Raw genomic sequence first — 12,285 nt, 5'->3', positions numbered from 1 at the left:
CCAAATGAAGATGGATTTAATGATTCTTGGAATATCATTGGATTAGCTAATCAAAGTAATGCTAAGATTTACATCTTCGATCGTTATGGGAAACTTCTCAAGCAATTAAGTCCGAGTAGTGAAGGCTGGGACGGCACTTATAACGGCAAACCCATGCCTAGTAATGATTACTGGTTCAAAGTAGAATACACCGACCCCAGAACAGGCGCTAGAAAAACGTTTAAGTCTAATTTTACGTTGAAGAGGTAGAAAAGCCCCTCCCTAGCCCTCCCCAAAGGGGAGGGAACTAAGCCCCCTAACCCCCGAAGGGGGGACTTAAAAAGCAGAACGTGATTAGCAGGATGCGGCACCTCGTCCCTCGGTGTGACAAAACCCTATTAACCTGTCATTCCAGAAAATTTACTAACAGCCTCATTAATCTGTCATTCCGGAAAATTTCCTAAGAAATTTATCCGGAATCTCCACGTAATGAAAACACAAATAAACTACCTAACCAAAGACATGTTCAGAATTCCAATCCATAAGATTCCGCATCTCGTTATCGCTCGTGCGGAATGTCAAAAAGGTAAAGGGGAAGTGCGGTATCTCCCCGCAATGAGAACCTTATGTCAGGTCGAGTTTTATTCTTGACCAGTAAGGGAAAGGAAATTGTATCGAAGTGAGGTCACTGAGTGATTTCAACAAACGAGAGTGGAGTTGAAATTGTATCGAAGTGAGGTCTCGATAGTTCTGCTGAGTACAATCGAAGTACAAATTTTTAATTAAGAAAAAGTAATTTTAATAATTTATAGATACTTTATGTTCTAATTGGTCTAAATTTGCGACCTAAACAAACAATTATGAGCTTTCAGTTAATTTGTTCTGATATAGACGGAACTTTACTTAATAAAAATCGCGAGTTATCTGCTTCTACTATCAACACGGTAAAAGCTTTAAATTCGTTGTATAATTTTATTTTGATATCCTCTAGAATGCCAGCAGCTATGCGTCATTTACAAACACAACTTGCTATTGAAGACCAACCTCTTATAGCTTATAATGGAGGACTCATAATAGATCAAAATCGAATTCTGAGTTCTACGGAAATAACTTTAAGTCACCTTGAAAAAATAATAGAGTTTAATCAAGAAAATTCTAAAGTCCATTTAAGCCTATATCAACGAGATGATTGGTATGTTCCGAGTATGGATTATTGGGCAGAAAGGGAGCAGAATAACACGAAGGTAAAGCCACAAATACTAGGCAATAATAAAGTGCTTAAAAAATGGAAAAAAACAAAATTTGGTGCAAATAAACTAATGTGTATGGGAGAAGAAAGGGCTATTAACCAACTTTTTGAATACCTAAATCATGCGTTTGGAAATGAGCTTCACTTGTATCGTTCAAAACCAACCTATATTGAAATTGCCCCAAAAGAAATATCAAAACTTACTGCTATAGACCTGCTCTTAAAAGAAAAATATCTCTTAGACAGAAGTCAAGTAATGGCCTTTGGCGACAATTTCAACGACATAGAAATGCTCAAAAATGTGGGAATGGGAATTGCTGTTAAAAATGCGAAAGAAGAAGTAAAAGCTGTAGCTAAAGCAATTACATCTGCAGCTAAAGAAGATGGGGTTGCGAAGTATTTAAGAAGTGAATTTTTAAAACACTTGTAGAAATCAGCTAATTTTCTATTTTTACACAAATTTGCGTTTTATGATTTATGCACCCATGTTTACTAATGATGCAATAGTATTAGGAATTCTTTCAGTTTCATTAGCTATCATATTCTATACCTCTTCTATCAAAACTGGTTTTTGGAGTAAGTTTTATAAAGTAGTACCAGCATTATTAATGTGTTACTTGGTACCCGCTGTTTTTAATTCACTAAATATTATTAGTGACAAAGAATCAAATTTATATTATGTGGCTAGTAGGTATTTGCTTCCAGCTTCCTTAGTTTTACTTACTTTAAGTATTGATTTGAAAGCCATTGCAAACCTAGGATATAAAGCTTTAATCATGTTTTTCACGGGCACAGTTGGCATTGTAATTGGTGGTCCAATAGCAATTCTATTAATCGCTATCGTTTCACCTGAAACTGTAGGAGGTGTAGGACCGGATGCCGTTTGGAGAGGACTTGCTACACTTGCGGGCAGTTGGATAGGAGGCGGTGCAAACCAAGCTGCTATGCTTGAAATTTTTGAATACAACCCAGAAAAATATGGTGGAATGGTATTAGTTGACATCGTTGTTGCTAATATTTGGATGGCAGTGATTTTGATTGGTATTGGTAAGAAAAATGCTATTGATTCGTGGTTAAAAGCAGACAATTCTGCTATTGATGATTTGAAAGAGAGAGTTTCGAACTATACAAAAAGTGTAAGCAAAATTCCTAACTTAGCAGATTATATGATTATGCTAGGGTTTGCCTTTACCGCTGTTGGAATTGCCCATTTTTCAGCAGACGAAATTTCTAGCTTTCTAACTTCTAGTTTCGAAGTTTTTAACAATAAAAAATCGGCTTTATCTTCATTTGCTTCTCAGTTCTTTTGGATGGTGAGTATTACTACTTTAATTGGTGTAGGTTTATCGTTTACTAAAGCAAAGACTTATGAAGGTGCAGGAGCGAGCAAGATTGGAAGTATTTTTATCTATTTCCTTGTTGCTACTATTGGAATGAAAATGGATTTAGCTACAATTTTTGAAAATCCTGGACTATTAGCTATTGGATTAGTATGGATGAGCATTCACGCAGGGCTTTTAATTCTAGTTGCTAAGTTAATAAAAGCGCCTTATTTCTTCTTGGCAGTTGGAAGTCAGGCAAATGTTGGTGGAGCAGCATCTGCTCCCGTAGTGGCAGCTGCTTTTCACCCTTCATTAACTAGTGTAGGGGTGCTTTTAGCTGTTTTTGGGTATGTTGTTGGGACTTATGCTGCTTTAGCTTGTACTATGCTTATGGAAATTGCCTCTAAATTTTAATTATATACGTATGAAAAAATTACTTTTTATTTCAATTGTAACACTAAGCCTTCTAGCCTGTAGTGAGAACAAGACTAGCTATAACCTGCATATTGAAGGGCGAATTAGCGATCTTAAATTAGGTAAAATATACCTTCAAGCAGTAAGAGATAGTAGCTTAGTTAATCTTGATTCAGCTAAATTTGAAGGCAAACATGAAAACTTTAAACTAAAAGCTCAACTTGAAGAACCTGAACTTATGTTGTTAGTACTTAAGAAGCACAATAATGATGATTATATAGAATCGATTAGCTTTTTTGCTGAAGAAGGCACTTATAATATAGAAGCAAAAGTAACTGACTTTACAAAAGCTAAAATTAGTTCAACATCAAGAAATCAGGAAAAACTTGAGGAATTAAGAAGCATCATTAAAGGTTTTAATAACCAAGATTTAGAATTGGTAGAAGAGGAATTTAAATTAAAAAGTCAAAACAAAAATCTTGATGACTTCGAAAAGAAAAAAAGAGGTATGGAAAGAAGAAGGTATTTGTATCTAGTTAATTTCGCTTTAAAAAACAAAGACTTAGAGTTAGCTCCGTTTACTCTACTTTCTGAAGGTACTAATTTAAATATCAAATACTTAGATACCGTTTATACTAGTTTAGATCAAAATATTAAGCGCAGTAAGTACGGTATTGAATTAAAAGAATTAATTGAATATAGAAAACAACAACAAGAAAATGCTACAAAAGAAACAATAGAACAAGATTCTATTCAACAGCCTACTTCAACTTAATCTAGTTTTAAGAGGCTGAATAAAAAATTAGCCTCTTAAATTTATTGAGTGATTTTTTTGTAGGTAAATGTTTCTACGTCATTTAGTACTTCATCCATATACTGAACAATTAAATTGCCATCTTCATCAAAATTGGCAACCCCATTTATTTCGTCAGCATGATAGAGAAAAGTTTTTCCATCTGCTTTTTTAATGTCTGCAATTTTATTTAGCCCAGTTTTGTCATAAACCTCAAAGTTTTGATCACGCTTAAAAATCAGGTAAGTAGTGCCTGCATAGCGGTAATGGTCACTTTGTGCTTTAATGACTTCTACAAATTGAGCTTTTTGTTCTTCCCTACTCATTTTTTTTGGAGCCATCTCTCTTTTAGGGCGTTCCCGTTTATCAAACATACTCTTAAGCGCTTCATCTTCTATACTTAAAAAAGCTTCTTTAAAGGCTTCATGTAGGGCTGCTCTTGTGTCTTTTTCTCTGGAGGTTCCGGCCTTTGATTGAAAAACTACTTTTCTTCTGCAATCTTTAAGCTGAATAATAATCATTGTTCTGATTATATTTCGCTCTCTAATTAATTCTACTGCTAAACCATCACAAGGATTTTCAAAATAAGTTATCGGCAATTTTTCTTCAGACATAAAAGTTTCAAAACCCTCTTCTTTAAATGTATGCCTGATTAAAGAGTTGAGTTGAAATTGATTGTCTGAGTCTTGAAATTCATAACGAATAGGAACAACAAGGTGCGAATAATCATCTAAAACTGAACCTTGAGCTTCGGTATTTTGTATAAATAATAAGCTTAAAGTAGCAATAAAAAAAAGTGTTTTTTTCATGGAAATTATTTTAGACAAATCTAAGTAAAAATAAGTCAATTAAGAAAAATCGATAGAAATTAAAGCCTTATAAGAATCATTCAAAAAACTTCTTTATATCAATTAGATTATTGGTTTTAAATCCGTCATAGTTTTCATTTCCAAAATAAATAGCATGCATTCCAACCTTAGAAGCTCCTTCAATATCAGCTTCTAAATTGTCTCCTATCATTACTGAATTATTTGCTAGCGTATTAGCTTTTTCAAGCGCATGCATGAATACTTTGGGGTTTGGTTTTTTCAAATTTACATCTTCAGAGGTTGTAACTGTTGAAAAATAAGGACTCAAACCCGAGCGATCTAATTTTTTGTATTGAACTTCATCAAATCCGTTGGTTATAATGTGTAATTTATAATCTCTTTTTAAAAACTCAAGCAATTCTGTTGCCCCTGCAAACAAATGAGTTTGATTAGACAAATGTTTTATGTAAGCTATGGCTATTGAGTGAATCAATTCATCTGAAACTTTGTAATTGACTAAATCAAAACTTTCTTTTAGACGATGATACCTTAAGTCTTCTTTAGAAATTAACTCATTTCTGAAAAGTTTCCAATATTTGAAATTAGTAGGCACATAAGCTTGCATGAATGTTTCAAAGATTGATGTTAACTTTAAGTCCTCAAATATATCTTGAAAGGTTAGTCTAGAGTTTTTTTCAAAGTCCCACAAGGTATGGTCTAAATCAAAAAACACATCGGTTATATTATTTTTCTTCATTTTTTAAAATGCCTTTTAGTAATTTTTTTATGCTAGCAGAAGTGTAATCTGAATTTTCCATTAATAAATTAAATTCTCCTCTTACTTTTTTACTACTTTTTCTCAACATGTATAATTGATGTTTTACTTGTTCAAGTTCTTGATGCTGTAATATCTCAGAATTAAAAACACAAGGGTGAATGGTTAATGGAGTTGCTTGCTCTAAATCAAGATCATAAAACTTAAATGCGGTACTAGTGCTAGCTCGAAAACCAATATGCTTAGGGTAGCCTAAAGAATAATCTGATTTTACTCCCATTTTTCCTAAGTTAATATAGGCGTCAGGAAAATTTAGACTGTATTTTTTATTTCCTGTAACCTTTAAATCTACTTTGGCTATACCTTCCCAGCGTTTTTTTTCTTCTATTAAAATCGCTGCTTGTTTTAGTGCATCATAACCAATTAGCATACCCGTTGTAAAATGATCACCAACTGATTTAATTAGGTGTTGATAAGTTCTTTTGTTATGATTAATATTTCGATTTTTAACAGAAAAATCACTCAATTGAAATAAAAATATAAATTTATATTCGCTCTTGTTTTTTAACTTTCTCAGCTCTTCAAATACATTATAAGGGTCTTTTTTAAATTTAAAGTTAACTTGAATTCTTTCCCAAAGTTTATTCACATTTAAATGATACAAGTCATAAAAAGCTCCGCCAACTTGTCTGAAAAAACTCTTCTCCTGGTAAGCAAAAGCGCTTTCAACAGCAAATATAATATTTGTTTTAGAAAGTTTTTTAGGCAATTTTAAAACTTCAAATTTATTTTTCAGAATTTTAAAAAATTTATGCGCGTATAAATCGACTAGAGGCAAGTGTAAAAAACCATTTTTAAAGGCTAAGCTTTCTTCAATAGGAAAACCTTCATCATCATCTTTTACATAAGGTTGATATTCCTCATACCTTGAAATTAAATAAAAAGTTGCAGAAAAGAAATCAAATTCTACTTCACTTTGTTCAGAAACTCGAAAAAAGCAAGGTAAACCTCCCCAATCTGAAACATTAATATCTATATCTTCAAAACCATGCTCATTTAGAAGTCCAAATTCTTCTACAAACAATTCGCCTCCTAAAGGATTTTTTCCGTAAGAAAACTTAGGACCATCATAAGCAACAAATTCTTCTATTTTGTAGGTATATTGAAGCTCAAAACCCAAAACTTGATGAAGTAAATGATCAAAAGTATATTGAATTCTACTATTAAGTTGAGGGGTAAAAACTAAGATTTGATTAATGGGCATATCCAATAAATAATTGGTAAAATTACAAAAATACCATTGTTTAACTTAGGCTTTAACTAAAAAATACAAACTTATAAAAATTGATCAATGAGTTTTAAACAAGGTTTAATAAGTAACTATTAATTTTATTTTAAATTACATTGCCTTCATCTGCAAATGAGTAATAACTCTGCTGAGTGATTATTAGGTGGTCTAATATTTTTATTTGAAGAATTTCTCCTGCAGCTTTAAGCGATTTAGTGAGGTTAATGTCTGCATTAGAAGGATATAATGCTCCTGAAGGGTGATTATGAACAAGAATTAAAGCTACTGCAGCTTTTTCTATTGCTTTTTTAAAAACCAACCTTGCATCTACTACTGTTCCAGTAATTCCGCCCTTACTTAAGGAATGTTTTCCCATCACCTTATTTGAATTATTGAGTAATAAAATCCAAAATTCTTCATGGCCTAAATCACCTAAAACTGGATGCATTAATTCAAAAACATCTCTACTCGACTTAATTTTATCAAGGCTAAGCGCTTCTTCTAAACGTCTTCTTTTACCAATTTCTAAGGCAGCAATAATACTAATTGCTTTAGCTTCGCCTATACCTACATAATTTTGAAGCTGCTCTACATTTAATTTAGAGATTTCGGAAAGTTTGTTGTTATGCTCGTTTAAAATTCGCTTACACAAATCAACTGCACTTTCCTTTCTGTTTCCAGAACCAATCAAAATAGCTAATAACTCTCCGTCACTCAAAGAATTTCTTCCTTTATTAAGAAGTTTTTCTCTAGGTCTATCATTTTCTGACCATTGTTTAATGCTAAACTTTTCTTTTGATTTTTCCATGGGATGAAATTTGACACTAAAATAAGAAAAAATATTTTTTAAAACTCTGTAAAGTGCCCTAATTAAAAGAAATAAATCATTGAAGCGAAATGCAAAAAGTGATTAAAAAACAGATTTAACATCTCACCCGAAAGCATATAAACCTGTTTTTAGTTCAAGCAAAATAAGAATACAATTAGCTAAATTTTGAAGAATATTGAAGAGACAAATTCTGATTCTAAATAAAAGCTTTATCAAGTTGAGACTAATTCTTGTTAGTGAAGCTGAGGAATTATTCTCAATGATTTTCAATATCCCGATGCATTCAATTAAATAGTTTTATTATTTCCTTATGCGTTTTCTAAAAAAAATGTAGATTTGAACTATAAGCTCATAGTAAAACTTAACAATGAATTTACTTTTTTATAATATTCAATCACTTTTACAAGTAAGATCTGAAAACAAGCTACTTAAGGGCAGTGAGATGAAAGTCTTACCCTGTATTGAAAATGCGTGGTTATTAGTTGAAAATGGAAAGATTGCTGATTTTGGAGAAATGAGCTCTTGCCCTTTGCATCTTAAGCTTAAAAAAGTTGATGCCAAAGGAAAAATAATTCTTCCAACTTGGATTGACTCGCACACACATCTAATTTATGCTGGCAATAGAGAAAACGAGTTTGTAGATCGAATAAATGGACTGAGCTACGAAGAAATTGCCAAGCGTGGTGGTGGTATTTTAAATTCTGCTAAAAAACTTCAAGAAACTACTGAAGAAGAGCTTTTTAAACAAAGTGAAAAGCGACTTCAAGAAGTTATTAAAATGGGAACTGGAGCCATTGAAATAAAATCAGGTTACGGTCTTACCATTGAAGCCGAATTGAAAATGCTCAAAGTTGCTAAAAAGTTAGGCAATAAATATAAACTTCCTATCAAAAAAACATTTTTGGGTGCGCATGCCGTTCCCTTAGCATATAAAGGAGATAAATCTGCTTATATTCAACACATTATCAATGACATGCTTCCTAAAGTAGCCGAACAAAATCTTGCTGAATACATTGACATTTTTTGTGAGCAAGGCTATTTTGATTTAAACGATACCGAGTTAATTATGCAAGCTGGTAAAAAGTATGGTTTAAAATCGAAAATTCACGTTAATCAGTTTAACTCTATCGGTGGGATAGAAAAAGCTGTACAAAACCAAGCTTTAAGTGTAGATCACCTTGAGGTTTTAACTGAAAAAGATTTAAAAGATTTACAAAAAAGTAACACTATTCCTGTAGCCCTACCTTCTTGCTCACTTTTTTTAAGTATTCCTTACACTCCAGCAAGAAAAATTTTGGAAGCTCAACTTCCTTTGGTTTTAGCTACAGATTATAATCCAGGAAGTACCCCAAACGGAAACATGAACTTAATTGTATCTTTGGCGTGTATCAAAATGAATATGACACCAGAAGAAGCTATTAATGCAGCAACAATAAATGCCGCCTATGCTATTGAATTAGAGCATAAAGTGGGCAGCATAACTAAAGGAAAATTAGCTAATTTAATTCTTACACAGGAAATTCCTTCGTATTCGTTTTTGCCTTATTCCTTTGGTAATAATCATATAGAAGAAGTATATATTCAAGGAGAACCACAAATCAACCCCTAAACTATGATTCATTATTATTCAAAAGAAGATATAGACAATCTTGTAAAGTACCGATCTGGTGAAGTAAAGCTAGGTCAAAAAATAAAAATCATTCAGCATCTTGATGAATTAGAAGAACTTGAAGATTACCATATTTTATTTGGTATTCCAGAAGACGTAGGAATTAGAGGAAACTATGGTGTGCCTGGGGCAAAAAAGACCTGGAATGAATTTTTAAAAGCCTTTTTAAATATTCAATTTAATGACTATAACAACCAAACAAAAATTGCCATTCTAGGATATATTGATTGTAGTGAACAACAAAATAAGGCTGAAAACTTAGCTTTACATGAACCCGAAGGTTTTTTGCAATTAGGAAAATGGGTTGAAGAAATTGACCTTAAAGTTACTGAAGTGGTTAAAAAAATTAAAGAAGAAGGTCATTTTCCTTTAGCTATTGGTGGTGGGCATAATAATGCTTTAGGACTAATTCAAGGTTGCTTCTTAGCGACTGAAAAAATGATTAATGTTATTAATATTGATGCACACACCGACTTAAGAACAACTAATTATAGGCATTCCGGTAATGGATTTAGCTACGCTATAGAAAAAGGCTATTTGAACTACTACTTTATGTTTGGTATTCACAAAAACTATACTCCACAATACATTTTAGATGAAATTGAAAACAAAAAAAATATTGATTTTCAGCTTTACGAGGACTTAGTTCACTTATCTAGTATAGATATGTTAGTGAAATTAAAATCGGGAGTTAATTTTGTAAAAAATGACTTTGGTTTAGAAATTGATTGTGATGCAATTGCTAATTTTAATTCTTCAGCTAAAACACCATCAGGCTTTAGTTTAGGTGAAATGAGGAGCTTTTTAAAACTAGTAAGAAAAGAAACCGTAAAGTATTTGCACATTTGTGAAGCAGACGCAACAAACAATCCTCAACTTGGAAAAGCTTTAAGCTATCTAGTCTCAGATTTTTTAAGAAGAGACAGTTGATGCTATGAAGTTAATTTTCCTATTTTTTTTTTAGCGAATTAAAGCTACTATTTATACCAACTAGAATAAGTAACATAAGCTTCTGCAATACGTTGAACTTCGTTTTGCATTAATTCTGGACTTACTGATTTTACTTTTTTAGCAGGAATTCCTGCATAGATGCTCCCTTTTTCAATGCGAGTATTTTCAAGCACTACGGCGCCAGCGGCAACTATACTTCCTTCTTCTATTACTACGCCATCCATTATAATTGCTCCCATTCCAATTAACACATGATCTTGGATTTCGCAACCATGAATAATTGCTCGATGCCCAATAGAAACCTGATTTCCGATTTTTGTTGCAGCTTTTTCATACGTACAATGAATCATAACTTGGTCTTGTATATTTACAAAATCACCAATTTCAATCGAATTGACGTCGCCTCTAATCACGGCGTTAAACCAAACACTACATTTTTGTCCTAAAGAAACATTACCGATGACGGTAGCATTTTCAGCTAAAAAACACTCTTCTCCAATCACTGGCTCTTTGTCCAGTACTTTTTTAATTAATGCCATAAATTTTGCTTAGTCTTCAAAGATAATTTATTACAAACAAAAAGCTGTAAAATAATTGAATTTAAAATTAGAAGTGTCTTTGTAAAATTTAAAAAAGTAAATGAGTTAAATTTAACCTAGATTAGTTTAAAGTAGATAAATAAAATTGCTAGAAATTTTAAAAAAAATAGCGGTTTAATTAGAGCGGGAGACCGGGTTCGAACCGGCGACATTCAGCTTGGAAGGCTGACGCTCTACCAACTGAGCTACTCCCGCATGTTATTGGCAAATATACATTAAATTATTTTTAATTTCAAAAAAAATATAAAAACCAATAGATTCAAAACCAATAGATTCAAAAGAACATCAACTAACTGAATACAAGTAAATTAACGCTTAAATCCTTTGTTTCTAGAGTTTGAATTCCTCCTCCCCTTAGGTTTTTGCTGTGGTTTCTTCTTCTCCACATGATGATTAACTAACGGAAAGTTTTTGTTTTCTAGAACAGGAATTGATTTTCCAATTAATTTCTGAATATCCTTTAAATAAGCTTTTTCTTCAGCATCACAAAAAGCAATAGCGGTACCGTCTGCACCTGCTCTTCCGGTTCTTCCTATTCGGTGAACATAAGATTCAGCTATATTTGGTAGTTCAAAGTTAATAACGTGGGTTAAGTCGTCAATATCTATTCCTCTAGCAGCAATATCTGTAGCCACAAGAACACGAGTTTCATTGGCTTTAAAACTACTCAATGCTTTTTGACGGGCATTTTGAGATTTGTTACCATGAATAGCTAAAGCCGTTGTTCCATCTTTATTCAAATCTTTCACCACTTTATTGGCTCCGTGCTTAGTTCTTGTAAAAACTAAAACACGGTCAATTTGATTATCTTCTAAAACTTCTTTTAATAAGCTTTTCTTATTCCCTTTATCTACAAAATAAACAAACTGTTGTATGGTATTTGCCGTACTTGAAACTGGAGTAACTTCAACCTTTATAGGGTCAATTAAAATGGTGTTGGCTAGTTTTACAATATCCTTTGGCATAGTAGCTGAAAAAAATAAAGATTGTCTTTTCTTAGGAATTTTAGCTATCACTTTTTTCACATCATTCAAAAACCCCATGTCTAACATTCGGTCTGCTTCATCTAAAACAAAGTACTCAAGTTGATGAAGTTGCACATATTTCTGTTGCATCAAATCTAATAATCTTCCAGGGGTCGCTATTAAAACATCTACTCCAGATTGAAGCGCTTTTACTTGTCCGTGTTGACTTACTCCTCCAAAAATTACTTTGTATTTAAGTTGAGTATTGGCTCCATAGTTTTCAAAACTTTCTGCAATTTGGATGGCAAGTTCTCGTGTTGGGGTTAAAATTAAGCTCCTAATCGGTCGTTTTCCTGAATGATGTAATGGTTTTTGTATTAATTGCTGAATAACAGGAATAGCAAAAGCTGCAGTTTTTCCGGTTCCCGTTTGCGCACAACCTAATACATCCTTTCCTTCTAAGGCTGGTAGGATAGTTTGTTCTTGAATGGGAGTTGGCTGTGTATAGCCCTGTGTTTTTAAAGCCTCCAGAATAGGCGGTATTAAATTTAAATCTGTAAATTTCATTGTAATTTTGTTTAAGACCTATAATTAAAGAAAATATAACCCCGGTCTTGTGGGTAGTATAATCTATTAGAATTCT

Annotated in this window: 12 protein-coding genes and 1 tRNA gene; 6 read left to right on the top strand and 7 right to left on the bottom strand. The window is 32.6% G+C overall.

Going from position 1 to position 12,285, the window contains the following annotated elements; genetic code table 11:
• The 4 genes from G7034_RS02805 to G7034_RS02790 form a co-directional block, all read left to right on the top strand.
• A partial coding sequence (locus tag G7034_RS02805) for a T9SS type B sorting domain-containing protein (RefSeq protein WP_166399441.1) occupies positions 1–249 on the top strand: 249 nt, incomplete at its 5' end.
• A gap of 590 nt (positions 250–839) precedes the next feature.
• Positions 840–1,658 carry an HAD family hydrolase gene (locus G7034_RS02800; RefSeq protein WP_166399440.1) on the top strand — a complete coding sequence of 273 codons (819 nt, stop codon included), beginning with the start codon at positions 840–842 and terminating at the stop codon, positions 1,656–1,658.
• A gap of 40 nt (positions 1,659–1,698) precedes the next feature.
• Positions 1,699–2,964: a DUF819 family protein gene (locus G7034_RS02795; RefSeq protein ID WP_166399439.1), complete on the top strand. Its 1,266-nt coding sequence runs from the start codon at positions 1,699–1,701 to the stop codon at positions 2,962–2,964.
• 10 nt (positions 2,965–2,974) lie between these two features.
• Positions 2,975–3,739, top strand: coding sequence for a DUF4369 domain-containing protein (locus G7034_RS02790; RefSeq protein WP_166399438.1), 765 nt, complete (start codon positions 2,975–2,977; stop codon positions 3,737–3,739).
• Between the two features lie 41 nt (positions 3,740–3,780).
• Here G7034_RS02790 and G7034_RS02785 read toward each other — a convergent pair whose 3' ends face one another.
• The 4 genes from G7034_RS02785 to radC all read right to left on the bottom strand — a co-directional run bounded on the left by G7034_RS02785 (position 3,781) and on the right by radC (position 7,437).
• Positions 3,781–4,566 (bottom strand): hypothetical protein, encoded by a 786-nt coding sequence (locus G7034_RS02785; RefSeq protein ID WP_166399437.1) that lies wholly within the window; start codon positions 4,564–4,566, stop codon positions 3,781–3,783.
• A gap of 76 nt (positions 4,567–4,642) precedes the next feature.
• Positions 4,643–5,323, bottom strand: coding sequence for a YjjG family noncanonical pyrimidine nucleotidase (locus G7034_RS02780; RefSeq protein ID WP_166399436.1), 681 nt, complete (start codon positions 5,321–5,323; stop codon positions 4,643–4,645).
• Positions 5,310–6,605, bottom strand: a complete 1,296-nt coding sequence (locus G7034_RS02775) for a DUF7033 domain-containing protein (protein WP_166399435.1) — start codon at positions 6,603–6,605, stop codon at positions 5,310–5,312. The genes G7034_RS02780 and G7034_RS02775 overlap by 14 nt, the downstream gene beginning before the upstream one ends.
• Positions 6,606–6,735: 130 nt before the next feature.
• The gene (gene radC / locus G7034_RS02770) at positions 6,736–7,437 is read right to left on the bottom strand and encodes a RadC family protein (RefSeq protein ID WP_166399434.1); all 702 of its coding nucleotides are present in this window, start codon (positions 7,435–7,437) and stop codon (positions 6,736–6,738) included.
• Between the two features lie 388 nt (positions 7,438–7,825).
• Between radC and hutI the strand changes: the two genes are divergently transcribed.
• Positions 7,826–9,067 carry an imidazolonepropionase gene (gene hutI / locus G7034_RS02765; protein ID WP_166399433.1) on the top strand — a complete coding sequence of 414 codons (1,242 nt, stop codon included), beginning with the start codon at positions 7,826–7,828 and terminating at the stop codon, positions 9,065–9,067.
• Positions 9,068–9,070: 3 nt separating this feature from the next.
• Positions 9,071–10,057 carry a formimidoylglutamase gene (locus G7034_RS02760; RefSeq protein WP_166399432.1) on the top strand — a complete coding sequence of 329 codons (987 nt, stop codon included), beginning with the start codon at positions 9,071–9,073 and terminating at the stop codon, positions 10,055–10,057.
• A gap of 47 nt (positions 10,058–10,104) precedes the next feature.
• Here G7034_RS02760 and G7034_RS02755 read toward each other — a convergent pair whose 3' ends face one another.
• The 3 genes from G7034_RS02755 to G7034_RS02745 form a co-directional block, all read right to left on the bottom strand.
• Complete coding sequence (locus tag G7034_RS02755) at positions 10,105–10,617, bottom strand: gamma carbonic anhydrase family protein (RefSeq protein ID WP_166399431.1); 513 nt, start codon at positions 10,615–10,617, stop codon at positions 10,105–10,107.
• Positions 10,618–10,799: 182 nt separating this feature from the next.
• Positions 10,800–10,872: transfer RNA gene (locus G7034_RS02750), tRNA-Gly, on the bottom strand.
• Positions 10,873–10,985: 113 nt separating this feature from the next.
• Entirely contained in the window at positions 10,986–12,209 is a 1,224-nt protein-coding gene (locus tag G7034_RS02745) for a DEAD/DEAH box helicase (RefSeq protein WP_166399430.1), read from the bottom strand.
• Between the last annotated feature and the right edge of the window lie 76 nt (positions 12,210–12,285).

This window comes from Psychroflexus maritimus (genome assembly GCF_011089875.1).
GTDB lineage: Bacteria > Bacteroidota > Bacteroidia > Flavobacteriales > Flavobacteriaceae > Psychroflexus > Psychroflexus maritimus.
Note: the sequence above shows the minus strand (reverse complement) of the source record. Positions and strands in the feature narration are given on the sequence as shown.

Excerpts from the sequence above, each read along its gene's own strand:
- G7034_RS02785 (WP_166399437.1), bottom strand. The coding sequence starts at position 4,566 with ATGAAAAAAACACTTTTTTTTATTGCTACTTTAAGCTTATTATTTATA.
- G7034_RS02755 (WP_166399431.1), bottom strand. The coding sequence starts at position 10,617 with ATGGCATTAATTAAAAAAGTACTGGACAAAGAGCCAGTGATTGGAGAA.
- hutI (WP_166399433.1), top strand. The coding sequence starts at position 7,826 with ATGAATTTACTTTTTTATAATATTCAATCACTTTTACAAGTAAGATCT.
- G7034_RS02745 (WP_166399430.1), bottom strand. The coding sequence starts at position 12,209 with ATGAAATTTACAGATTTAAATTTAATACCGCCTATTCTGGAGGCTTTA.
- G7034_RS02795 (WP_166399439.1), top strand. The coding sequence starts at position 1,699 with ATGATTTATGCACCCATGTTTACTAATGATGCAATAGTATTAGGAATT.
- radC (WP_166399434.1), bottom strand. The coding sequence starts at position 7,437 with ATGGAAAAATCAAAAGAAAAGTTTAGCATTAAACAATGGTCAGAAAAT.
- G7034_RS02760 (WP_166399432.1), top strand. The coding sequence starts at position 9,071 with ATGATTCATTATTATTCAAAAGAAGATATAGACAATCTTGTAAAGTAC.
- G7034_RS02780 (WP_166399436.1), bottom strand. The coding sequence starts at position 5,323 with ATGAAGAAAAATAATATAACCGATGTGTTTTTTGATTTAGACCATACC.
- G7034_RS02775 (WP_166399435.1), bottom strand. The coding sequence starts at position 6,605 with ATGCCCATTAATCAAATCTTAGTTTTTACCCCTCAACTTAATAGTAGA.
- G7034_RS02800 (WP_166399440.1), top strand. The coding sequence starts at position 840 with ATGAGCTTTCAGTTAATTTGTTCTGATATAGACGGAACTTTACTTAAT.
- G7034_RS02790 (WP_166399438.1), top strand. The coding sequence starts at position 2,975 with ATGAAAAAATTACTTTTTATTTCAATTGTAACACTAAGCCTTCTAGCC.